General features: G+C 66.7%; 21 protein-coding genes and 1 pseudogene. 15 read left to right on the top strand and 7 right to left on the bottom strand.

The genetic code is table 11. The annotated features are described in order from the left end of the window. Positions 1–72: 72 nt before the first annotated feature. Positions 73–957, bottom strand: coding sequence for a DMT family transporter (locus AB0M74_RS34200; RefSeq protein ID WP_366530466.1), 885 nt, complete (start codon positions 955–957; stop codon positions 73–75). A 307-nt stretch (positions 958–1264) separates the two neighbouring features. Between AB0M74_RS34200 and AB0M74_RS34205 the strand changes: the two genes are divergently transcribed. The 8 genes from AB0M74_RS34205 (at position 1265) to AB0M74_RS34240 (ending at position 11564) form a co-directional block, all read left to right on the top strand. Next, positions 1265–2980: an acyclic terpene utilization AtuA family protein gene (locus AB0M74_RS34205; RefSeq protein WP_366530448.1), complete on the top strand. Its 1716-nt coding sequence runs from the start codon at positions 1265–1267 to the stop codon at positions 2978–2980. A 76-nt stretch (positions 2981–3056) separates the two neighbouring features. Next, positions 3057–4205, top strand: a complete 1149-nt coding sequence (locus AB0M74_RS34210; RefSeq protein WP_366530467.1) for an acyl-CoA dehydrogenase family protein — start codon at positions 3057–3059, stop codon at positions 4203–4205. Further along, positions 4202–5800 (top strand): carboxyl transferase domain-containing protein, encoded by a 1599-nt coding sequence (locus AB0M74_RS34215; RefSeq protein WP_366530449.1) that lies wholly within the window; start codon positions 4202–4204, stop codon positions 5798–5800. Before AB0M74_RS34210 ends, AB0M74_RS34215 begins: the two co-directional genes overlap by 4 nt. Positions 5801–5808: 8 nt before the next feature. Continuing rightward, positions 5809–7863: a biotin carboxylase N-terminal domain-containing protein gene (locus AB0M74_RS34220; RefSeq protein ID WP_366530450.1), complete on the top strand. Its 2055-nt coding sequence runs from the start codon at positions 5809–5811 to the stop codon at positions 7861–7863. A 70-nt stretch (positions 7864–7933) separates the two neighbouring features. Continuing rightward, positions 7934–9094, top strand: a complete 1161-nt coding sequence (locus AB0M74_RS34225) for an acyl-CoA dehydrogenase family protein (RefSeq protein ID WP_366530451.1) — start codon at positions 7934–7936, stop codon at positions 9092–9094. 188 nt (positions 9095–9282) lie between these two features. Then, complete coding sequence (locus AB0M74_RS34230) at positions 9283–10065, top strand: enoyl-CoA hydratase family protein (protein ID WP_366530452.1); 783 nt, start codon at positions 9283–9285, stop codon at positions 10063–10065. Positions 10066–10069: 4 nt separating this feature from the next. Further along, on the top strand, positions 10070–10684 hold the full coding sequence (locus AB0M74_RS34235) for a TetR/AcrR family transcriptional regulator (RefSeq protein WP_366530453.1): 615 nt from the start codon (positions 10070–10072) through the stop codon (positions 10682–10684). A gap of 97 nt (positions 10685–10781) precedes the next feature. Next, positions 10782–11564 carry an NAD(P)H-binding protein gene (locus AB0M74_RS34240; RefSeq protein WP_366530454.1) on the top strand — a complete coding sequence of 261 codons (783 nt, stop codon included), beginning with the start codon at positions 10782–10784 and terminating at the stop codon, positions 11562–11564. 147 nt (positions 11565–11711) lie between these two features. Here AB0M74_RS34240 and AB0M74_RS34245 read toward each other — a convergent pair whose 3' ends face one another. Continuing rightward, complete coding sequence (locus AB0M74_RS34245) at positions 11712–12068, bottom strand: hypothetical protein (RefSeq protein ID WP_366530455.1); 357 nt, start codon at positions 12066–12068, stop codon at positions 11712–11714. Positions 12069–12441: 373 nt separating this feature from the next. Further along, the gene (locus tag AB0M74_RS34250) at positions 12442–13017 is read right to left on the bottom strand and encodes a dihydrofolate reductase family protein (RefSeq protein WP_366530456.1); all 576 of its coding nucleotides are present in this window, start codon (positions 13015–13017) and stop codon (positions 12442–12444) included. Positions 13018–13088: 71 nt separating this feature from the next. Between AB0M74_RS34250 and AB0M74_RS34255 the strand changes: the two genes are divergently transcribed. The 4 genes from AB0M74_RS34255 to pip all read left to right on the top strand — a co-directional run bounded on the left by AB0M74_RS34255 (position 13089) and on the right by pip (position 16742). Then, on the top strand, positions 13089–13664 hold the full coding sequence (locus tag AB0M74_RS34255; RefSeq protein WP_366530457.1) for a TetR family transcriptional regulator: 576 nt from the start codon (positions 13089–13091) through the stop codon (positions 13662–13664). A 710-nt stretch (positions 13665–14374) separates the two neighbouring features. Then, a complete protein-coding gene (locus AB0M74_RS34260; RefSeq protein WP_366530458.1) occupies positions 14375–14632 on the top strand; it encodes a hypothetical protein in 258 nt (85 codons plus the stop codon). Next, positions 14629–14862, top strand: coding sequence for a hypothetical protein (locus tag AB0M74_RS34265; protein WP_366530459.1), 234 nt, complete (start codon positions 14629–14631; stop codon positions 14860–14862). The genes AB0M74_RS34260 and AB0M74_RS34265 overlap by 4 nt, the downstream gene beginning before the upstream one ends. A gap of 917 nt (positions 14863–15779) precedes the next feature. Further along, the gene (gene pip, locus AB0M74_RS34270) at positions 15780–16742 is read left to right on the top strand and encodes a prolyl aminopeptidase (protein ID WP_366530468.1); all 963 of its coding nucleotides are present in this window, start codon (positions 15780–15782) and stop codon (positions 16740–16742) included. Positions 16743–16895: 153 nt separating this feature from the next. On the opposite strand, the gene AB0M74_RS34275 is transcribed toward pip, so the two are convergent. Then, positions 16896–17312: an IPT/TIG domain-containing protein gene (locus AB0M74_RS34275; RefSeq protein ID WP_366530460.1), complete on the bottom strand. Its 417-nt coding sequence runs from the start codon at positions 17310–17312 to the stop codon at positions 16896–16898. 638 nt (positions 17313–17950) lie between these two features. On the opposite strand from AB0M74_RS34275, the gene AB0M74_RS34280 reads away from it, so the two are divergent. Together AB0M74_RS34280 and AB0M74_RS34285 are read left to right on the top strand one after the other, a co-directional pair. Beyond that, on the top strand, positions 17951–18853 hold the full coding sequence (locus AB0M74_RS34280) for an alpha/beta hydrolase (RefSeq protein ID WP_366530461.1): 903 nt from the start codon (positions 17951–17953) through the stop codon (positions 18851–18853). Between the two features lie 13 nt (positions 18854–18866). Continuing rightward, positions 18867–19640: a MerR family transcriptional regulator gene (locus tag AB0M74_RS34285; RefSeq protein WP_366530462.1), complete on the top strand. Its 774-nt coding sequence runs from the start codon at positions 18867–18869 to the stop codon at positions 19638–19640. Positions 19641–19930: 290 nt separating this feature from the next. Here the strand turns inward: AB0M74_RS34285 and AB0M74_RS34290 are convergent, their stop codons facing one another. Next, positions 19931–21127 (bottom strand): MFS transporter, encoded by a 1197-nt coding sequence (locus AB0M74_RS34290; protein ID WP_366530463.1) that lies wholly within the window; start codon positions 21125–21127, stop codon positions 19931–19933. A gap of 86 nt (positions 21128–21213) precedes the next feature. Beyond that, entirely contained in the window at positions 21214–21996 is a 783-nt protein-coding gene (locus AB0M74_RS34295) for an MBL fold metallo-hydrolase (RefSeq protein ID WP_366530464.1), read from the bottom strand. 89 nt (positions 21997–22085) lie between these two features. Here AB0M74_RS34295 and AB0M74_RS34300 point away from each other — a divergent pair, with 89 nt between their 5' ends. Further along, positions 22086–22685: an ABATE domain-containing protein gene (locus AB0M74_RS34300; RefSeq protein WP_366530465.1), complete on the top strand. Its 600-nt coding sequence runs from the start codon at positions 22086–22088 to the stop codon at positions 22683–22685. Positions 22686–22791: 106 nt separating this feature from the next. Here the strand turns inward: AB0M74_RS34300 and AB0M74_RS34305 are convergent. Continuing rightward, positions 22792–23415, bottom strand: a pseudogene (locus AB0M74_RS34305) (alpha/beta hydrolase); the annotation flags it as partial. Positions 23416–23625 lie beyond the last annotated feature (210 nt).

Here is a 23625-nt window from a genome sequence, read left to right on the forward strand (position 1 = left end):
CAAACTCACCCCGATCGAGTACGAGACAATAAACCGGCCCGCGCTCGCGGCCTGAAAGACCACACCCGCGAGTCAACCGAACTCGGGGCAGTCCCTTCCGGGCACGACGCCGTTGAACAGTAGCGAGCCGATCAACTGGCCTGCGATCGAGCCCAGGCCGAGCAGCAGCAGTCCGAGGCCACGCACCAGCAGCGCCATCAAACCGATGGACAGCAACCCGAGTGCTCCGCCGGTGTACATCCACCACACCGCCGGCAGGCTGAAGTGAGCTGCACCCAGGGCCGATCGGATCAGCAGACCCGCCGACAACACGACGAAACCGACAAAGAAGTTGAAGGCTATGGCGACGCTCAGTGATCCGCTGTGTCTGACCACTGCCGCGTTGCCGGCGGGCTGCCATCCCGCCAGTAGACCCGCACCGAAGGGCAATGCGGCAAGGAAAATCGCGTGCGGTACATGGAAATTCGGAGAGATCGCCACAGCGGTCGCTACGACGGCCAAGCCCGCTCCGAGGATTCGAACGCCGGAGAGGGGCTGCGGTGCCGCCGTCGTGACACCGATCCGGTCGCAGACAACGCCGGAAATGATCAGTCCGCAGATCAAGGAGATTTGAAACACGGCCACACCCAGCGATCCCACCGAAACACCTTCGGACAGCACGACCGCCGCCCCACACAAGCCCGCGAGGTAATTCCACCAGCCCAGGGTGCCGCGCCGGATGAGCCGGGGAAGCTGTAGCGCTTGGGTGCGCCATCGTCGATGAGCGCCCACGACAGCGATCATGATCAGCAGGCCGGTACCGAATGAAACGACCGCGGCGGCGTTTCCGTCCCCACAGTGCTGCCGAGCTCCCCGTTGACCGCCGATTGCAGTGGACTGAGCGTCCCGGCCGCAACCGTCGCGGCCAACAGCACCGCAACACGAGGTGTATGCCGCGCCGCAGCACTCGGATTCGATGGCACCACAATAGCTTTGGCTGCCTCGGGCATGGGGCTGCCTCCTTTCGGGTGACCGTCATGATCGCCCGCGCCCGATGCGACCGGCTCGAGCGCATTCCCATCGACGGGGACGACAGATGAGCTGCCCGCGATCGCCCGACAGGCAAGTCGGTCTACACGGACGCCCTCCGCAACTCGATTAACAAGCACGCGTGCTTGCTTTTTTCTTGATCGGATGTGATGCTGGTCTCTGGTATGCGGACTTCACCGGTGCGGCAATGCGGCGGCGCCGGGACGGTTCGCCGCAGAGGAGGGCCTCCCAGCTGATGCGTATGCTGGCCGCCGACCCGGATGTGATCCGGATCGGCAACTGTTCCGGGTTCTACGGTGATCGGCTCAGTGCTATGCGCGAGATGCTCGAAGGCGGGCAACTCGATGTGCTCACCGGTGACTATCTCGCCGAACTGACCATGCTCATCCTCGGCCGTGACCGGATGAAGGATCCGAGCCTCGGCTACGCCAAGACCTTCGTACGGCAGATCGAGGACTGCCTCGGGCTCGCGCTCGAGCGCAATGTCCAGATCGTCACGAATGCGGGCGGGCTCAACCCGGCGGGGCTCGCGGAGAAACTGCGTAAGGTCGCCGCGGAACTGGGTCTGGATGCCGAGGTCGCTCATGTAGAGGGCGACGATCTGCTGGGGCGGGCGACCGAGCTCGGCCTCGGCACGCCGCTGACCGCCAATGCTTACCTCGGTGCGTGGGGCATCGTCGAATGTTTGAACGCGGGCGCGGACATCGTGGTCACCGGACGGGTCACCGACGCCTCGGTGATCGTCGGCCCGGCCGCCGCCCACTTCGGTTGGGGCCGAACCGATTACGACCGGCTGGCGGGTGCGGTCGTCGCGGGCCACGTCATCGAATGCAGCACCCAGGCCACCGGCGGCAATTTCGCCTTCTTCAAGGAACTGGCCGATCTCGGCCGCCCTGGCTTCCCGATCGCCGAAGTGCGCGGGGACGGCAGCAGCGTCATCACCAAGCATCACGGCACCGGCGGCGCGGTCACCGTGGATACCGTCGAGGCGCAGCTGATGTACGAGATCCAGGGCGCGCGCTATGCGGGCCCGGATGTCACCGCACGACTGGACACCATCCGGCTCGGCCAGGACGGCCCCGACCGCGTGCAGATCAGCGGCGTGACAGGTGAAGCGCCACCGCCACAGCTCAAGGTCTCGCTGAACACGCTCGGCGGCTTCCGCAACGAGATGGAGTTCATCCTCACCGGGCTGGATATCGAGGCGAAAGCCGAACTGGCGCAACGTCAGCTGGAGGCCTGGCTGCCCGTGCGGCCCGCCGAACTGAGCTGGACGCTGGCTCGCCTCGACCGGCCGGACGCCGACACCGAGGAGCGGGCCAGCGCGCTGCTGCGCTGCGTGGTTCGTGATCCCGACCCCAACAAGGTCGGCCGTGCCTTCTCCAATGTGGCGGTCGAGCTGGCGTTGGCGAGCTACCCGGGCACCAGCTTCACCAGCCTGCCGGGCAACGGTTCCCCGTACGGCGTCTACACACCGGGTTTCGTCGATGCCACCGAGGTGCCGCACGCGGCGGTGCTTCCGGAGGGCACCAGGGTCGAGATCGCCCCGGCGTCGGACACGCTGGAGCTGGCCGACGTCGCCGAACCCGAACTTCCGCAACCGTTGCCCGCCGTCGAAACCCGCCGCCGACCACTGGGCACGATCGCCTTGGCGCGTAGCGGCGACAAGGGCGGCAACGCCAATATCGGCGTCTGGGTGCGCACCGACGACCAGTGGCGGTGGCTGGTGCACACGCTCACGGTCGAGCGGATCAAGGAGTTGCTGCCCGAAGCCGCCGCGCTGACCGTCACCCGACACGTACTGCCGAATCTGCGCGCCGTGAACTTCATCATCGAAGGTCTGCTCGGGAAGGGCGTGGCCTACCAGGCCCGATTCGACCCGCAGGCCAAGGGGCTCGGCGAATGGCTGCGCTCGCGTCATATCGATATCCCATTGGAGCTGTTGCCATGAGTGAGCACCGTGCGCCGAGCGCGCCCCCGACTCGAGCCGTCCACCCGCGGGAGGGGTCGGGGCTGTGAGTGTTGCCGTGAGCCCGTGGAACACCCCTGAGCGGCGCGAATTACGCTCCACCGTACGTGGTTTCGTCGAGCGCGAGGTCCTCCCGTATCTCGACGACTGGGAGCGCAACGGCGAGATCCCGCGCGAACTGCACAAGAAGGCGGCCGCGCTCGGTCTGCTCGGCATCCAATTCCCCGAATCCGCAGGGGGTTCCGCCGGCGACGGCATCGACGCGATGATCGTCTGTGAGGAACTGCACCAGGCAGGCGGTTCCGGCGGTCTGTTCGCCTCGCTGTTCACCTGCGGCATCGCGGTGCCGCACATCATCGCCTCCGGCAACGAAGACCTGATCGAACGTTTCGCGCGCCCCACGCTGGCCGGGGAGAAGATCGGCTCGCTCGCCATCACGGAGCCGGGCGGCGGCTCCGACGTCGGCCACCTCGCCACCACGGCCCGCCGCGACGGCGACCACTACATCGTCAACGGCGCCAAGACCTACATCACCTCGGGCGTCCGTGCCGACTTCGTTGTCACTGCGGTGCGCACGGGTGGCGATGGTGCGGGCGGAATTTCGCTGCTCGTCGTGGAGAAGGGCACACCGGGGTTCACGGTCAGTCGCAAGCTGGAGAAGATGGGCTGGCTCGCCTCCGACACCGCCGAGCTGTCCTATGTGGATGTCCGGGTGCCGGTGGCGAATCTGGTCGGTGCCGAGAACTCCGGCTTCTATCAGATCGCCGGCGCGTTCGTCAGCGAGCGCGTCGGCCTTGCGGTGCAGGCATATTCGCAGGCCCAGCGTTGCCTGGACCTCACCCTGGAATGGGTGCGCAACCGGGAGACCTTCGGCCGTCCGCTGATCAGCAGGCAATCCGTGCAGAACACGGTGACCGAAATGGCGCGCCGCATCGATGTGGCCAGGGTCTACACCCGAGATGTGGTCCAGCGCAGCGCGAATGGTGAGACCGACCTGATCGCCGAGGTGTGTTTCGCCAAGAACACCGCCGTCGAGGCGGGCGAGTGGGTGGCCAACCAGGCCGTGCAGCTGTTCGGCGGGCTCGGCTACATGCGCGAATCCGAGGTGGAGCGTCAATACCGCGATATCCGCATCATCGGCATCGGCGGCGGCACCACCGAAATCTTGACCGGTCTGGCGGCGAAACGATTGGGGTACCAGTCTTGACGACACTACGCACCACCCTCGACACCGGATCGCCGGAGTACACGGCGGCCGCCGAGGCGATGACCGCCAAGCTCACCGAGGTGGAGGCCGAGTTCGCCAAGGCGATCGCGGGCGGCGGTCCGGACAAGCTGGCCAGGCATCGCAAGCGCGGCAAGATGACCGCGCGCGAACGCATCGAGCTGCTTCTCGACGAGGACTCCCCGTTCCTGGAGTTGTGTGCGCTCGCCGGATGGGGCAGCGAATTCCACGTCGGCGCCAGCACTATCGCCGGCATCGGCATCGTCGAGGGCGTCGAGTGCATGATCGTCGCGCCCGATCCGACGGTGCGCGGCGGCACCTCGAATCCGTGGACGCTGCGAAAGACGTTGCGCATCAACGACATCGTGCGTGAGAACCGGCTGCCGGTGATCTCGCTCGTCGAATCCGGCGGCGCGGACCTGCCGACGCAGAAGGAAGTCTTCGTCCCCGGCGGCCGGATGTTCCGCGACCTCACCCAGGCCTCCGCCGCGGGCATCCCCACCATTGCACTGGTATTCGGCAACTCGACCGCCGGTGGCGCCTACATCCCCGGCATGTCCGACCACGTGGTGATGATCAAGGAACGCTCCAAGGTGTTCCTCGGTGGGCCACCACTGGTCAAGATGGCCACCGGTGAGGAGTCCGACGACGAGTCGCTCGGCGGTGCGGACATGCACGCGCGGGTCTCGGGTCTCGCGGATTACTACGCCCTCGACGAGCAGGACGCGATCCGCATCGGACGTGCCATCGTCAAGCGGCTCAACTGGAACAAGCAGGGGCCTGCACCGCGCGCCGCCGTGATCGAGCCGCTGTACGACCCGGCCGACCTGCTCGGCATCGTCCCACCGGATCTGAAGATTCCCTTCGATCCGCGCGAGGTGATCGCCCGCATTGTCGACGGCTCCGACTTCGACGAGTTCAAGCCGCTCTACGGCAGTAGTCTGGTCACCGGCTGGGCCGAGCTGCACGGCTATCCGGTCGGCATCCTGGCCAACGCGCGTGGCGTGCTGTTCTCCGAGGAATCACAGAAGGCCACCCAGTTCATCCAGTTGGCCAACAAGTCGAACACGCCGCTGCTATTCCTGCACAACACCACCGGCTACATGGTCGGCAAGGAGTATGAGCAGAAGGGCATCATCAAGCACGGCGCGATGATGATCAATGCCGTCTCCAACTCGAAGGTCCCGCACATCTCGCTGCTGATGGGATCCTCCTACGGTGCGGGGCACTACGGCATGTGCGGGCGGGCCTACGATCCGCGTTTCGTCTTCGCTTGGCCGAGCGCGAAATCCGCTGTCATGGGCGGTGCGCAGCTGGCGGGCGTGATCTCCATCGTCGGCAGGGCCGCCGCGGAGGCGAAGGGGCTGCCGTTCGACGAGAACGCCGACGCGGGGATGCGCGCCATGATCGAGGCCCAGATCGAGGCCGAGTCGCTGGCGATGTTCATGTCCGGTCGGCTCTACGACGACGGCGTCATCGATCCCCGCGATACCCGCACGGTGTTGGGAATGTCCTTGTCGGCCATTCACAACGCTCCGATCAAGGGCGCCGATGGCTTCGGCGTCTTCCGAATGTGAGGTCGAACATGACGGCATCGCGAAGCGATTCGAGCAAGGGCGGCGGCCAGGTGGCGGGTGGACCGATCACGAATGTCTTGGTTGCCAATCGCGGCGAGATCGCGCGGCGCGTGTTCGCCACCTGCCGCAGGATGGGCATCGGCACGGTCGCGGTCTATTCCGACGCGGATGCCGCCGCACCGCATGTCATCGAGGCCGATGCCGCGGTGCGGCTGCCGGGAAACACCCCTGCGGAAACCTATCTGCGCACTGAGCTCATCATCGAGGCCGCGCTGGCCACCGGCGCGGACGCCATCCATCCCGGCTACGGATTCCTTTCCGAGAATGCCGAATTCGCGCGGGCCGTGCAGGCGGCCGGGCTCGTCTGGATCGGCCCGCCTGTCGAAGCCATCGAACAGATGGGTTCGAAGGTCGCTGCCAAGAAGATGATGGATGCCGCGGGCGTGCCCGTGCTCGCCGAACTCGATCCCGCCGAGGTCACCGAGCAGCACCTGCCGGTGCTCATCAAAGCGTCCGCCGGTGGCGGCGGTCGCGGGATGCGCGTGGTGCGCGCGCTCGCCGAGCTGGAGCCGCAGATCGTCGCGGCGCGGCGGGAAGCCGAGTCCGCGTTCGGTGATCCCACCGTGTTCTGTGAGCGGTATCTCGAAACGGGCAGGCACATCGAAGTGCAGGTCATGGCGGACACCCAGGGCACCATCTGGGCGGTTGGTGAGCGCGAATGTTCCATTCAGCGTCGCCATCAGAAGGTGATCGAGGAGGCCCCCTCCCCCTTGGTCGAACGGACCGAGGGCATGCGGGAGCGGCTGTTCGAGGCGGCCCGTCTTGCCGCCGGGGCGATCGGGTACACCGGTGCGGGCACCGTGGAGTTCCTGGCCGACGAGGCGGGCGAGTTCTTCTTCCTGGAGATGAATACCCGTCTGCAGGTGGAACATCCGGTCACCGAATGCACCACCGGACTGGATCTCGTGCGATCGCAACTGGAGGTCGCGGCGGGTGGTGCGCTCGCGGCGTCGGCTCCCGCGATGCGTGGGCACTCGATCGAGGTCCGACTGTACGCAGAGGATCCGGCACACGACTGGCAGCCGCAGAGTGGCACGGTGCACCGCATCGATATTCCTTCGGTGACTACCGAATTCGGTGTTCTCGATCGGCCGGGTGTGCGCCTCGACACCGGTGTCGTCGACGGTTCGGTCGTCGGCGTGCACTACGACCCGATGCTGGCCAAGGTCATCTCCTACGCCGACACCCGCGCAGAGGCGGCTCGGCTGCTGGCTACAGCCTTGCACCGCGCGAAGATTCACGGTCTGGTGACCAACCGAGATCTGCTGGTGCGTGTGCTGCGACACCCGGCCTTCCTCGCGGGTGACACCGATACCGCGTTCTTCACCACCCATGGACTGGAGACCCTCTCCGCGCCCTTGGTGTCCGAGGCCGACGAAGCATTGTCGATCGTGGCGGCCGCGCTGGCGGATGCGGCAACCAATCGTCGCTCCGCGAGGGTCGGTGGTGGTTTTCCCGCGGGCTGGCGGAACCTGCCTTCGCAACCGCAGCGCAAGTCCTACGAGAGCCGGACCACCGGCATCCACGACATCGGTTACCTCTGCTCCCGCGACGGCGTGACGGTGGATGGTCACGACGGTCTCGAAGTGGTCGAGGCGACCCCGGATCGGGTCGTGCTCGCGGTGCCCGGCGAACGTGGCCTCGTGCGTAGGCAATTCGCTGTCGCGCGTTACGGCGACCTGGTGTGCATCGATTCGCCGTTGGGTCCGGTGAGTGTGCGCAGGCTGCCACGTTTCAGCGACCCCGCCGACCAGGTGGCCACCGGCTCGCTGCTCGCGCCGATGCCGGGCAGCGTGATTCGGCTCGGTGCGCAGGTCGGCAGTCTGGTCGAACAGGGCCAGCCGATCCTGTGGCTGGAGGCGATGAAGATGGAGCACACCATCTCCGCCCCGGCCGCCGGGGTGCTCAGCGCCCTCAACGTCGCCGTCGGCCAGCAGGTCGATGTGGGCGCCGTGCTCGCCGTCGTGGATCCAGTCGACGAAGACAACCAGGAGGCCCGATGAGAAACCATCGCGCAGCGATCATCGTGGCCGAACGGGTGCGGGGTTCCCGCATGACAAAGGAAGTGCAGGCATGAGCTTCATCGAAACCGAAGAGCAGAAGGCGCTGCGGGCGGCGGTCGCCGCGCTCGCGTCGAAGTACAACTACCGCGACTACGTGCTCCCGAAGGCGCGCAAGAATGAGCCGCTCACCGAATTGTGGGACGAGGCAGGCAAACTGGGCTTTCTCGGGGTGAACCTGCCGGAGGAATACGGCGGCGGTGGCGCGGGCATGTACGAGCTGTCGCTGGTGATGGAGGAGCTCTCCGCCCAGGGCGCGGGTCTGTTGCTCATGGTGGTGTCACCGGCCATCTGCGGCACCATCATCAGCAAGTACGGTACCGACGCGCAGAAGCAGGAATGGCTGACCAAGCTCGCCGACGGTAGCGGCAAGATGGTCTTCGGCATCACCGAACCGGATGCCGGTTCGAACTCGCACCAGATCACCACCACCGCGCGCCGTGACGGCGAGGACTGGATCCTCAACGGCCGCAAGATCTTCATCTCCGGCGTGGACCAGGCCGAGGCGGTGCTCATCGTGTCGCGCACCGAGGACCACAAGACCGGCAAGCTCAAGCCCGCGCTGTTCATCGTGCCGACCGATACCGAAGGCTTCCACAAGACGCCGCAGGAAATGGACATCATCGAGCCGGACCACCAATTCACGCTGTTCCTCGATGACGTGCGGCTGCCCGCGACCGCCTTGGTCGGCAGGGACGACGCGGCGCTGATGCAGCTGTTCTCCGGCCTCAACCCGGAACGCATCATGGGTGCGGCGATGGCCGTGGGTATGGGCCGCTACGCCATCGAGCGGGCGGTCGAATACGCCAGGGAACGCACGGTGTGGAAGACGCCGATCGGTGCGCACCAAGGTATTTCGCATCCGCTGGCCCAGGTGAAGATCGAGCTGGAACTGGCCAAGCTGATGATGCAGAAGGCCGCGACGCTCTATGACGCGGGCGACGAGATGGGTGCGGCCGAGGCCGCGAACATGGCGAAATACGCTGCGGCGGAGGCGAGTATCAAGGCGCTCGATCAGGCCATCCAGACCCATGGTGGTGCGGGACTGACCAAGGAGTACGGCCTCGCCGCGATGCTCGCCGCAGCGCGGATCGGTCGCATCGCGCCGGTCAGTCGCGAAATGATCCTGAACTTCGTCGCCCAGTACTCCCTCGGCCTGCCGAAATCGTACTGACACCCGTGCCCCATGTCGTCCCGACCGACATCGCCTGCCGGAGCGACGCGGTCGCCAGGAGCGGTTCCGTGGATTCCGGCCAGTGCCGGGATCCACGGAAGGCCTCGGCCTGCGCGATATGACCGGGGCTCGATAGCCGCCGCGGGCACCACGTGACGGGCAGCATCTGAAGAGACACAGGAGACTCGATGACCGAGACATCCACCGCGCCGTACGTGCGCTACGAGGTCGCCGACGGCTTCGCGACGCTCACCCTCGATTCACCGCACAACCGCAACGCCCTGTCCTCGCGGCTGGTCACCGAACTGTTGCGCGGTCTCGATGACGCCGCCGCCGATAACAGCGTGCGCGGCATCGTGCTCGCCCATACCGGCAACACCTTCTGCGCGGGCGCCGACCTCAGCGAAGCGAGCAACGCCGACCCCGCGGTGGCCGCTGACGAGCGCACCCGCGTGATGATCGATGTGCTGCGCCGATTCGTCGAAACCCCGAAACCGCTGATCGCGCAGATCGACGGCAATGTGCGTGCAGGTGGCATGGGCATCGCCGCCGCCTGCGACATCGTCGTGGCGGGTCCGAGTAGCAGCTTCGCACTCACCGAGGTGCGCATCGGCCTCGCGCCCTTCATGATTTCGCTGACCCTGCTGCCGCGACTGAGCCCCCGTGCGGCCGGCCGGTATTACCTGACCGGTGAGAAGTTCGGCGCCGATGTCGCCGAGCAGATCGGGTTGGTCACCGTCACCGCCGAGGACCCCCGGCAAGAGGTCGCGCGACTGTGCGGGGAGCTTCGCAAGGGTTCCCCGCAGGGGCTCGCAGAGGCAAAGCGCCTGGTGAACGCGACCGTCCTGGCAGGGTTCGACAGCTCCGCCGAGGAACTCGCCGCCCGTTCGGCAAGCTTCTTCGGCACCCCCGAGGTGCATGAGGGCATGATGGCCTTCCTGCAGCGTCGCGCACCGAGCTGGGCAGAATAGCCCCATGGCTACACCCCACGAACCCAAGCAGGACCGCAGCCGGGCCACCCGGCAGCGGCTGCTGGAGGCGACCATCGACTGCCTTGCCGCAACCGGCTGGGCCGCCGCCACCGTCTCGGTGGTCGCCGAACGGGCCGGGGTATCGCGTGGTGCGGCGCAGCATCATTTTCCGACCCGGGAAGACCTGATCACCGCCGCACTCGAGTACATGTTCGACACCCGGACCGACCAGGCCCAGGCGGAAGCCGAGACCGTCGCCGCCGTCGCCGACGGGGTCGCACGCACCGAAGCCGTGGTCGCCGGTCTGGTCGAGTCCTACACGAGTCCGCTGTTCAAAGCCGCACTTCAGGTGTGGACCCACGCGGCGGCCGACCCGGCCCTGCGCGAGCGCATCGTCCCCCTGGAAGCCAAATTCGGCCGTATCTCCCACCGCCGCGCGGTGGCGGCCCTCGGTGTCGACGACACCGACCCGGTCGCCCACCACCTGGTCCAGGCCACCCTCGACCTGGCTCGTGGCCTCGGCCTGGCCGACGTCCTCACCGACGACTCCGCCCGCCGCAAGGAGATCGTCCATCAGTGGTCGGCGACTCTGCACACCGCGTTGAACGCACCCCGCTGACGCACGGGCGGCGTCGCTTTCGGTGATGTCACACTCGCCCCGCCTGTGTCGTCCTCTCTATGAACGCGGAACACCGCAGCCGGACACAGGAGGAATCATGTCGAACACCAAGAAGATCGCAGTGGCCGGAGCGACCGGACGGCTTGGCCGCCACGTGGTGGATGTGCTGACCGAGCAGGGGCACGAGGTTGTCGCGTTCTCCCGGAGGAACGGGGTGGATATCGAGACCGGTGCGGGGCTGGTCGAGGCGCTCGACGGGGTCGAGGTGGTCATCGACGCGTCGAGCACGCCGTCCCCCGACAAGGACATCGCGACGGAGTTCTTCCGCGCCGCTGCCAAGAACCTGCACGAGGCGGGGCAGAAGGCAGGCGTCGAGCGGTTGGTCGTGGTGTCCATCATCGGCATCGATGGTTCCGTCGCGGGCTACAACGCCGCCAAGCTCGCCCATGAGGCGGCACTGCTGGAAGGGCCGCTGCCGGTGCAGATCCTGCGGGCCGCGCAGTTCCACGAGCTGGTCGAGGTCATGACCCAGTGGGGAACCCAGGGCGAGGTGGCGTACTTGCCGAATATGCGCACCCAGCTGGTTGCCGCCCGAACGGTCGCGGAGACTCTGGTCGAGCTGGCCGTCGCCCCCGCCCCCGAATCGACCGACGGACCGTTCCCCGAGGTTGCCGGCCCGCAGCCGGAAACCATGGCGGGCGCCGCCGCGACACTGGCTGCCCGCCTCGGTCACCCGGCCCAGATCCAGGAGACCAGCGACTCGGCCAACCCCGACCGCGAGCAGTTCGAAAATGGTGGCCTGCTGCCCGGCGCACACGCCAAGCTGGCGGGCCCCAGCTTCGCGGAGTGGGTCGAAGCCAACTACGCGGCGGCCAACTGAGGGCAGCAATACGCTCCACCCGAACTGCGTTCCTGAGTCCAGTCGAAGGTAGTCGAATGGTGGTCGCCCAGGCCGTAATCGATCGCCATATGACTACGCTCGGCGGGCAGTCGGAGTGGGTAGCGCCGCAATCTACCTGGACGGGCGCTAGCAGAGTCCTTGTTGCTGGAGGTGGGCGGCATCGATGGCGTAGGACGTGGAACCGATGAAGACGCCGAGGAGCCCGCCGATGATCGCCCCGGGGATCGCGCCGATGAAGAAGACCGGAAGGCCCACGATTCCGCCGAGGACCGCGCCTATCGCCGCGCCTATCGCCGTTCTGATCTCGATGGTGTCACCCAACGCCAGACACCTTTCGATCTCGGTCGCATGCGGAGTCGGCTCGGAGGCGGCGGCGATCGGAGCGGGCGATTCCGCTGGTGTGGCCGATGCGGTGGACGCGAATCCAATGGTGAGTGCGATCGCGACCAGTGCGCCGACAACGGATACGGCGAGTCTCGTCATGGTTCTCACGATTTCCCTGATTGTTCGGTGTTGGCACGTGACCTGATGGTGGCTGCGGGCCCCGACTGGCGTCGTCACGCTCGGACAATCATCGCCGGAGTCCGTGGCCCGCGAAGGGTTTTCGGGATGGAAGCCTCAGAACCGGCCCACGCCCGCAATGACATATCGGCCGGGCACTACCGGGCCCCGTTCCTACCGTGTCGGGGCCACGCGCTCTTGGTGTGGGTGACGGTGTGCGGAGGCACCGGGCGAGCGGGCAGACGCTGCCGGTGACCCTGGGTGGGGAAGGTACTGTGCGGCTTTCGCATAGAGATACTGCCTTTCGAGTGTTTCGTGAAACCGGTTGGGCCGGAACCTCGATGGATCGCTGGGCTCAGACGCGGTCGAACCAGGAGACTTGCGCGCCGTTGCTGAACGCTTCGCGCGCGGTGACCGTGAACTGTGTCGGCTGGAAGTTGCCGGTGAAGACCGGCACGCCCGCGCCTGCGATGACGGGGTAGCTCTTGATGATCAGCTGGTCGATCTCGCCGAGGAGTTGACCGGCCAGGTTGCCGCCGCCGCAGAGCCAGATATCCAGGCCCTCTTGCCTTTTCAGCTCCTGGACGAGCTCGACCGGATCGGTGTCGACGATCTCCACCTGTGGGTTGTCCACCGGTGCGAGGGTCCTGGAGATGATGTACTGCTTCAGATGGTTGTAGGGGCTGTCGATTCCGGCGGCGAGGCCGGGTTCGTAGGTGCCTCGGCCCATGACGAGGGTGTCCCACTTCTTGTTCGCGGCGTCCAAGGGCACGCCGCCCTGGCCGCGGATGTGGGTGGGCACCGACTCCGGGTACCGCTCGTTGATCCACGCCATCATGTCTTCGGAGGTCGGGTAGAAGTCGTATTCCCCTTGTGGGCCCGCGATGTAGCCGTCGAGGGAGGCTGCCATGTAGTAGACAAGCTTTCGCATTTTGACCGCCTAGCGTGTAGTACTCTGTGTGAACTGGTTGAAAGTTAGTACTACACATGGAGTGGTGTCAAGTGGTTCGTACGAATCCGGAACGGCGACAAGCCCTCCTGGACGCATCGATCGAGGTCCTGGCACGCGAAGGGGCCCGAGGACTCACCTTTCGAGCGGTCGATCAGGAGGCGGGGGTCCCCGCAGGCACTGCCTCCAACTACTTCCCCAACCGGGACGCACTGCTCGTGCAGGTCGGGAACCGCTATTACGAGCGGCTGATCCCCAGCGACGAGGTCATGGCGAAATCGCGCGGACCGCAGACCCGCGAGACCATGACCGAACTCATGACCGAAGTGGTCGAGCGCGTCTCCCATTTCCGCACCGGCTATCTCGCGGTACTCGAACTGCGACTGGAGGCCACCCGCCGCCCCGAACTCCAGGCCCTGCTCACCGAACGGGTGCGCGCGGATCTGGACTTGAATATCAGCAACTATCGGGAGTCGGAGATGCCCGACGACGAGGACGCGGTCGTGATGCTCTATCTCGCGCTGAACTGGCTCATCCTCGACCGGCTCACCCTCCCGGGCATTTTCGACGAACAGCGGGCCGCTGAACTGGTGCGAACGCTCGTGGAGCGCGCGATACCGGCCACGTAGGGCCTCGCCAGAGGCTACGCGAACTTCGTTGGATTTTCGGCGACTACTACCGGGGCACCAATCCGGCACTGCGCGGCTGACAAGCGCCAAGAAGCCCTGCACCCCAACGGCAAACGAGCTGCAGGGCTGAGCTTTCGGGGCTAGCGACGGGTACGCGACCTGCCCGCGAAACATCGACCCACCGAGTCTGGGTCGCATCATCATGAAGGCAACACACGTCTGGGCGTTGACGATGCCGACACCATCGGGGCAAGCCGTCGAACACGACATGAGCTGTCGCGGTGCCACTGTCGGGCCGATCGTGGCGCATCCACGTGTCCGGGGCCATCCGGCAGTGGATCGAGCCACCGCACGACACGTTCCGTCCTTCCGGACTTGTCGTCATCGCATCGGTTCGCGCAGGTGTCGCACCGCGAAGAATACCGGCGGTGCCGCGTGCGTGAAGGCGATAGCTGCCGGTGGATCAATCTGTCCCGGTGTGGCGGTTCAGGATCCGACCTGGAGGGCGCTTTGGTTCAGGTAATGTGCCCGGGTCACTACTGCCTGAATCGGGGGTCGCTGATTGGGGGTCGGATCGAGATACACACGGGCGGTGATCCGTTGGCACGCTGTATTTGGTCAAGTGTTCGGATCGTCGATAGGCCGTGACGCGCTGGGGATCGCCCGGCCTGCTAGCTCCCGATCCGATACCACGGCGAGAGTGTGAACCGATGTCCGACATGATTCTTCGATACCTGCCGCCCGGCGAAATCGCCCCACATGTGCGGGCGCTGCTCGCGGTCTTCCACGAGGACACCGCCGACAAACTCGCGATCGCGCCTGCCGACAGCCGGCCAACCATTCACGGGTCCGACGGCACCCTCTGCGCCGTCGACGAGCACGGCTGGCCCGAATTGCACGACGACCTCGACAAGCTCGAAGCGATCCCGGTGCGCCCCATCAGCGTCCGAGACACGGAAACACTATGAGCCCCAACATCTCCCCGAGGCCGGACGAGGCGGATGTGCACCTGAGTGTGTTCCTGCACGGCATCCGGCTGGACTTCGCCGCGTGTGTCACTGCGGCCTCGCGGTTCGTGGACGAACACCGATCGCGCCATTACGTGGATGCGGTGAACGTGATCCCCGGCGACGCAAGTGGGTTGGCGCGGCTACCTAACGAGCGATTGTTTCTGGAACCTGACCGTCGACTCGAATAGGTTCGACGGCGAGTCTGTCGAGTTCGAAGCGGGTCTTGCCGTCGAAGAGTGAGCAGGTTCCGCTCAGAGCACATTTCGGCAGCTTATTCGCGAGGATGTCCACGGAGTGTTGGAGCAGGATCAGTCTCCGGTCGAGTGGGCCGCGGGCTATGCGGCACTACCGGTTTCGCTGGTCGGTGCCGCACCCGGTCGGTGACTTCGGAGTGATCGAATCGGTGCCCGCGGAGTCCTTTTACGGCCGGATAATCGTCTTGATGGCTCGACGCTCGTTCATCGCTTCGTAGCCATGCGACACATCGCCTGGCGGGCTTGGATTACCGGATCGCTAGTCAGCGAACCAGAACTCTCGCACCACGGAAATGGAACCGATCCGAACGCGTCGACTGCCGCAAAGACAGAGGACGGGGCATTCCGCGCAGCCTGGCAAATGACTGAAATGGATTATCCGCGTCCCACCGGTGACATCCGCTGGCTGCGTGGGAGGGGGTGTACGGCTATAGGCCCACCGCACCGCCTGCCCAACCGGAGGATTCATCCAGAGCAGGCCGGTCTTAGGAGTCGGGCGCACGAAAACGGCATTCAGGGATACCCGGGGCCGACGTGGCATGTCGAGGATATTCGGCTGCGGAACTCCACGTGACGGCTCGGGCACTGGCGTGCGGCTCCGGTTGAAATTGTTGCGTGGCAAAGGTATTCGGCGTCGGCGGGTTCAGCGGCAGTGTCGGGTGGTCGGGCGACCTGCCTGCGAGGGGATGCCCGCGCCGGGCCCTATCGGCGGCTGGTGTTCGAGATCCGGCCGATTGTCGACGCATGCGGTGTGCCGGGCCGGGCAGCGGTGTTGGGTTCGGCCCGGTTAGCGTCCGGGCACGAGCACAGCCACCGATCCGTCGCGACTACCGTTGCGGGTTGTGTCTGTTTTGGAAGCGCGGCAACCTTTTCCCGGGATCGAGCCCTATGAGTCGGGGCTGCTCGAGGTCGGTGACGACAACCGGATCTACTGGGAGACCAGCGGGAACCCGCACGGCCGGCCTGCGCTGGTGGTGCACGGTGGCCCCGGCAGTGGCGGCGGGCGCGGTGGACGCGCGCGGTTCGACCCGAACGCCTTCCGGATCGTGCTGTTCGATCAGCGTGGATGTGGCGAGAGCCTGCCCCACGCCTCCGACCCTTGCATCGATATGGCGCACAACACCACCGAACGCCTACTCGCCGACATGGAACTGCTGCGCGAGCACCTCGGTATCGAACAATGGCTGCTCTACGGCGGCTCCTGGGCTTCCACCCTGATCCTCGCCTACGCCCAGCGCCACCCGCACCGTGTCACCGGGATCGTGCTGGTCGGAGTGACCATGACTCGCCCGCAGGAGATCGACTGGCTCTACCACGGCCTGCGGTTGCTGCTCCCGGTCGAGTGGGAGCGCTTCCGCACCGGGGTTCCGCTCGCGGACCGCGACGGGAACCTGGTCGAGGCGTACCGGCGATTGATGGAGCACCGGGATCCGGGCGTGCGCGAGGCGGCCGCGCGGGAGTGGTGCGCGTGGGAGGACGCGGTGATCGCGCACGAAACCCTCGGCACACCAGGCCAATACAGCGCCGAACCGGATGCCGCACAGTTGGCGTTCGTGCGGATCTGCACCCACTATTTCGCCCGCGCCGCCTGGCTCGACGACGGCCAGTTGCTGCGTGACGCGCACCGCCTCGCCGGGATCCCCGGCATTCTCATCCACGGTCGTCTCGACCTGTCCGCACCACTGCTCACCGCCTGGGAACTCGCCCAAGCCTGGCCCGGCGCAGAACTGCGGATCATCGACGACTCCGGGCACACTGGCAGCCCCGCCATGCAAGCCGCCATCCTGGACGCCATCGCCCGATTCGCTGACTGAGCAACCGCGGACCGGTACGCCCAGCACCGGCAGCACGGCGACCCTTGCTGCGCTACCCACCCCGGCTGCGCGCCGAGCGTAGTCATATGGCGGTCGAATACGGCCTGGGTGACCACCATTCGACTCCGTTCGGCGGACTCCCAGAACGCTTCACTACAACTGAACCGGCTCCTCCTGCGTTCGAATGAAGTCGTCCCAGAGGACATCCGCCAGGAGTCGACGCGTCACGTGAATCTCAGCGGCGCGGCCGCGCACCATCGTCTGAGCGACCCCGAATGTCGGTGTGCTGTGCATACCGTCACCGTCAAGGCCCGCGCGGTAGACCGTCGACTCTCGACCGCCGGCGACGACGAAGATGTGGAACGTGCCGATCGCGCCCATTGTGTCAGGACTGATCAGAGTGATGCGGCTGTCACTGTCTACCGTGTACTTCTGGACGTCGTATTGCTTCGAGTTCTGATCTTCGAAGAACACCCGGTCGGCTCCTAGGAAACCCGACCCGGTCACGATGACCTCGGTACCGCCGCTTACCAGGGCCTCGTCAGTACTCAGTTTGGTGATTTCAGGCATCGACCTGTCCTCCTCATATCATGAGCTGCTTCGGTGCGGTAGCAACCCAAAGCGTGACAGTTTCGCGGACGCCGGCGCATGCGATTGCCCCAAAACCCACTGTGAGCTGCGGATCCGTGTGCTCATGTCACCACATTCGGTGGCGGACGCTTCAGTAGCGCAAGGCTCGGCTGGAGGATCTCCTCAACGACGTCGCTCTTGGCGTCGGCGGACTAACCACCACAACCGCACCTCACTCGAACATCCGCGCGTCGGCCGCTGACCGCCCTGTTTCGACTGCCATCGCGGCTGCCGAGCCAGACCCGTGCGGAGTCCGGCTCATCTCGAGCTTCTGGCGGTGCGACTCGGCGATCTTGGTTCGGCGAGGAGGGCACCGCTACTTCGCCCGGGCAGACCCTTTCCCGCCACTCCCGCACGACACCCGATGAGAGGCCGGCCCAGTAACCCAAACGCGCGCGGCTGCGCGCTGCCGTGCGGCTGTTCGGACGTTCATCGCGACGCACGCCCGTGGCGGCCGTTTGGCGGATCCGTTCCGATGATGACGGTCATCGCTATTCCTCCTGGTCTCGCGACCCTGGTGTCCGTGTCGCGGCGGAAGGGTTGACCTTGACCGTGCGTCAGGGTTGGAGGCTTGTCGCATGACGAACAACAGCACTTCCTCGGCGCGGCTCGCTCCGCCGGTCGGTGGGTTCCAGGAGATCGACGGTCGCCACCTTTTCGTGCATCGGTCGGGCAGCGGCGGACCAGCCGTCGTGTTCCTGCCGGGCGCGAGTGCGGTCGGTCTGGACTATTTCGGTGTCCAGCAACAGGTTTCGCAATTCACCACCGCCGTGGTGTACGACCGCGGCGGCACGGGCTACAGCGATCCCCTCCCGCTGCCGCGCACCGCCGCCGCGGTCGCCACGGAACTGCGCGAGCTGCTGCGCGCTCAGAACATCCCCGCCCCCTTCGTTCTCGCGCCGCACTCCCTCGGCGGCCTCTATGCGCATCGGTTCGCGCAGCTGTACCCGCAGGACGTGGCCGGACTGGTCTGGATGGACGGCCTGCACCGCGACTGGGACGACTTCATGCCGCCTGCGATGGGTCTGGCCGCGGCCGAGCAGATGGGACCCGATCCGCAGCAGCTCGAACAGCTGCGCCCGGCCCTGCGTGAGATGCACGCCGAGTTGCTCGCGGACTACCCGGAGCACGTCCGGCGGCCGCTGATCGATGCCAAGGAGAGTGACGAATGGATCCGCTTCGGCATCGCCGAGCGCAGCGGGTTGACCGAGCTGGCCACCGAACTACGGGCGGGGCCGAACCTTCCTGATGTCCCGGTGGTCGCTCTCAGCGTGCTGGGCACCGACCCCGCCCAGCCGGCGCGGACGCAGCAGCAGATGCACGATGGCAGGAGGCGAATGGACGCGGCCCTGGTGGGCGCGGTCTCGCACGGGGAACAACGCATCCTCTCCGACACCCTGCACCACCGGCTCTGCTTCGACCGTCCCGATGCCGTGGTCCAGGCGATCCGCGACGTCGTCGACCGGGCGGCTCGCCCCTAGACTCGACGCGATCATGTTCGGCGTAGACCCGAGGAGGACGGTGCTCACGATCGGCCAACTCGCGGCGACCGCGGGCGTGACGGTGCGCACCGTTCGTCACTACCACCACATCGGCCTGTTGCCCGAGCCCGAGCGCGATGCCTCCGGCTACCGCCGCTACAGCGCGCAAGCGGCAGTGGATCTCATCCGGATCAGAACCCTCGCCGACGCCGGTGTTCCGCTGGCCCGCATCGACGCGCTGCTGCACGCGCAGCCCACCGAATTCGGCGCGGCCATCACCGATATCGACGCCGAATTGCAGCGCAGGATCGACCAACTCACCGAATACCGCGGCCGGATCGCCGAATTGGCAAGCGGCGAAGGGCTTGTCCTGCCACCCGAGGTGGTCGCCATTCTGAACCGCATGCGCGGTCTCGGGATCAGCGAACAGCGGGTACGACTCGAACGCGACTCCTGGATCCTGCGGCAAGCACTCGACCCGAACTCCATGCCCCAGCGGATACGGGAAAAGAACGCCGACTTGGACGAGCCCGAGACGACGCGCCTGTATCTCGCGGTCGATCACTGCGTCGACTGGGACCCGCACGATCCACGCCTGAACCAGCTCATCGACGACCTCGACGCCTGGGAGATCGAACACGAACAAGACGCCGGCCCGCCGACGACCAAGAAGCTGGTCTCTTCCAGGATCTCCGAGGCATCACCGGCCTGGCAACGCATCGTCAACGCGCTCGCCCACCGTGCCGAGCAACGCCGAACCGCGGGGCGCGACGGGAGTGTCGGATGAACGGCGGATCTGATCTCGGCATTGTTAGTTGCCGGTTGGGGTGATCCGGCCTTCGAAGGGAACGCGTTCAACGCCGGCCGCCGTTCCCTCGCCCCTCGCGCCTTGCCGCGGCCGGTGGGTCGGGACCAGCTGAGGTACACACATCTGCTGGTTGGAGACTGGTGTCAGGACCCGATTCCGGCCTGAATTCGGCAGGTGCCCGGCGGGATGCAGGCCTTATTCGGGCCGCCCACCGTCATGATCGGTATGGCTCTCTGCGTGCAGGCAGCAGCGGCGCCCGCGCCCGCCGCTCATCGGAGGTGTGCGGCGGCGGCGACCGTCGGCAGGATGGCCAGCGACAGGATGCCGCCGCCGAGGGCCAGGACCGGGAAGCCCGCGGCGGCGACGACGAGACCCGAAGCCATGCCGCCGGTGGCGCCTGCGATGGCGATGGAGACGTCGACCAGGCCTTGGGTTTTGGCGCGGGTGGCCGGCGGGATCGCGTCGGTGACGATCGCGGTGCCGGTGACCAGACCGAAGTTCCAGCCAAGACCCAACAGTGTGAGTGCCACCGTGAACACTGCGATGGAGTCGTCGGGGGCGGCGGCAATGATCCCGGCGGTCAGCAGCGTCAGTCCGGCGGCGGCGGCGATCGGGAGTCGGCCGAAGCGGTCGACGAGCCAGCCGGTCAGAGGTGAGGGCAAGTACATCGCGCCGATGTGGATGGCAATGACGAGGCCGGCCGCGGCGGTGCTGTGCCCGTGATCGTGCATGTGGACGGGCGTCATCGTCATGATCGCCACCATGACCAACTGGGTGAGCACCATGATCAGCGCACCGACCAGCACTCCGCAGCGGCGCCGCGCGGCCGGGTGCGGTGGGCCTGCTCGGCACCCTCGCGTCTCCGCCGCGGCCGTGCGTTCGGACTCGAGGGTGCGGGCCAGCAGCAGTGGATCGGGGCGCAGCCAGGCGGCTAGTACGACTGCGGCCATCGCGTAGGCGGTCCCGGCGAGCAGGAATGGCCCGGCCAGGTAGGGGATGCCGAGAGTCTGCGCGAGGTCGCCGGTGAGCGCGGTGAGATTGGGGCCGACCACGCCGCCCAGAGTGGTGGCGACCAGCACGGTGGATACGGCGCTCGCGCGGTGCGCGGGGGCGGCCAGATCGGCTCCGGCGTAACGGGCCTGAAGGTTGGTGGCCGTGCCTGCGCCGTAGACGAACAGCGCGAGCAACAGCAGCACGATGTTGTCCGCGACGGCGGCCGCGATGACACCCGCGCTGCCGACGGCACCGACCAGATATCCCGCGGCAAGGCCGGGTCGACGGCCGCGGGCTTGCGAGATGCGGCCGACGGCAATGGCCGCGAGCGCAGAACCGGCGGTGCCCAGGGCACTGGGCAGACCGGCAAGACCGGTGGACCCGAGCATGTCCTGCGCGAGCAGGGCGCCGACGGTCACCCCGGCCGCCAGTCCGGCGCCGCTGAGGACCTGAGCGGCGACCAAGACGATCAAGATGTGGCGTTGCGTCCGGAGGTGCGGGAGGTGCTCGACCCGGTTCGTCGCAGCAGTCTTCGCGAGAGAGTCTTTTCGAGGCCCGGTCATCCCAGGTCGCCCAGATCCAGGCGGTCGCCGAGCCCGGCGTCGGTGAAAGCGGCCACCAGTTCGTCACGGCCCTCGGTGAAGTGGGCCCAACCCTCGTAGTGGACGGGAACTACCCGGCGCGCGCCGAGGATCTCGGCAGCCTCGGCGGTCTGGGCGCTGTCGAGGACGATCGGCGCGCCGTCGAAGAGGATCGGGAAGCGGGGCGCCCCGGCGAAGAGAATGGCGGTGTCCGGCGGGCCGCAGCGATCGGCGATCTCCTGAACCGCGGCGAGCGAGGCGTTGTCGCCGCTGACGTAGACCGTGGGCAGGTCCATACCGGTCAGGACGAATCCGACCACCTGACCGGTGATCGGTTCGACGTCCTCCCGTGCGCCGGGCCCGTGGATGGCGGGCACGCCCGTCACCGTGATCGTGCCGCCGCCGGGGCGGTCCAGTTCGATCGACTCCCAATCTGCCAGCCCCTTGGCCCCATTCCCCAGGCGCTGCGCGCCCCCGGGTGTGGTGAGGGTGAGCGGGATCTCGGCAAGCAGGGCCCGGCCGGCGTTGTCGAGATTGTCGGGGTGCTGGTCGTGGGAGAGCAGGACCACGTCGATGCGGCCGAGGTCGGTCGGCGCGGCGGACGCCGTCTTGGTCAGCACGCCGCCTGGCTGCTGGTACTCGCGAGGAGCGTCGAAGGTCGGGTCGGTAAGCAACCGCAACCCGCCGTATTCGAACAGGGCGGTCGGGCCGCCGAAGACGCGGACGGGGATGTGCGCATGGTTGGTGTCGGCAGCAGCCACGACGAAGACTCCTCACGGAAGAATGTTTCTATATCCGTGAGAACAGTAAAGATTTATCACGGATAAACGCAAGCTGTACCATGAGAGATATGAGGGAGACCTTGGCGGTGGAGTCTGTGCTGCCGCCCGCACCAGGGGCGGAGCGATACCTCGCTCTCGACTTCGTCAACAGCGCCATCGCGCTGCCCGGTGGGCAATTCGTCGATCTCCTCGGCAGCCCCGAGGCGACGAATCAGTGGCTCGCCAATCGCGACCTCGCCCCGGCCGACGCCGGCGTGCAGGAGATGTGCGCGACGCAGCTGCGCGTGCTGCGCGAACATCTCAGGGCATTGTTCGCCGCCTACGTTGCCGGGCTGATCCCCGTACCCGCTGCGCTGTCCGCCGTCAATGACGCGCTGAGCCGGGTTCCGACGGCTGCGCTGCTGCACTGGGACGAGAAGAACGGCCCCCACCGTACGGCGGTGTGTCCGCCCAACGAGATCCTCGACCGCGCTCTCGCGACCCTCGCGGCGGACGCGGCCGACCTCCTCACCGGTCCCGACGCCGAATCCCTCACCACTTGCGATTCCGCCCCCTGTAATCGCTACCTGCTGCGCCACGGCCGCCGCCACTGGTGTTCCACCCGGTGCGGCGACCGTGTCCGTGCCGCACGCGCTTATGCCCGTCGCACCCAGCCGAAGGCGGTCTGACGCCACGGCGACCAAGCTGAACCCCTTGTCGCAGAGGCTGTTCCGCTTCGGGACTCCACTCGGGGTGCTGCGGCTCTGGCGTGCCGGCGATCAAGTGCCAACGTCGCTACCCGGCTGATCGTCCGTCCGGCGGTCCTGCCTGCGGCGCTGAGCTGAGGTCGGGCCCGGCGACCGCACGTACGGCCGCGGCGACGGCACGGAAGTCCTTGCGCAGGATGTTGCCGTGGTTACTGGGGACCTTTGCGTGGATTGTGATGTTCGGGTTGCGTTCGACCACCTGATGGAGGCTGGCGCGGATGCGTTCCTGCTCATCACCCTTGCTTCCCACCGACTTTCCCGAGGCGTTCACATATCGCGTCAGGACGGTGATGTTGTCCAGCACGGGGCCCAGTTCGCGCTCGCGGGCGATCATGCCTGCCTCGATGTTGCTGTTCGCCATCTGTTCTGCGGTCATCCGCGGGGTCAGGCCTGTCGGACGCAGCAACACCATGAGCCAGCTCAACCGCCGCCACAGCTTCCGCATCTGCTCGACATCGATCTCATCGATCCAGTCGTACGGTTGCGCGCCCTCGACCAGCACCGCGCCCGCGGTACGGTCGGGATTGCGGCTGGCCCAGTGTGCCGCGACGAACGCTCCATAGGACCAGCCCACCACCAGCGCCCGCTCCACACCCCTCGCCGCGAGAACGGCCTCGACATCCCGGATGTTCGTCTCGAACGAATAGTCCGCCGAACGCCCATGAGGAACCCCTTTCGGCTACTCGGCGGCATCGCGGGATGTTCTGAGCCGCAGCGGTTTCGGGCCGTGTGAGTGGCGGCGGGTCGGCTGGTGTGTTGCTGGCCGGTCGTGGTGTCAGTGGAGGTGTCAGGTGTGTGTCAGGTCGGTGTCAGTCGGTCCGGCGAGGGTGTGTACATCGAACACAGCGACCGGCACCGACAC

This window comes from Nocardia sp. NPDC051463, from assembly GCF_040681975.1.
GTDB lineage: Bacteria > Actinomycetota > Actinomycetes > Mycobacteriales > Mycobacteriaceae > Nocardia.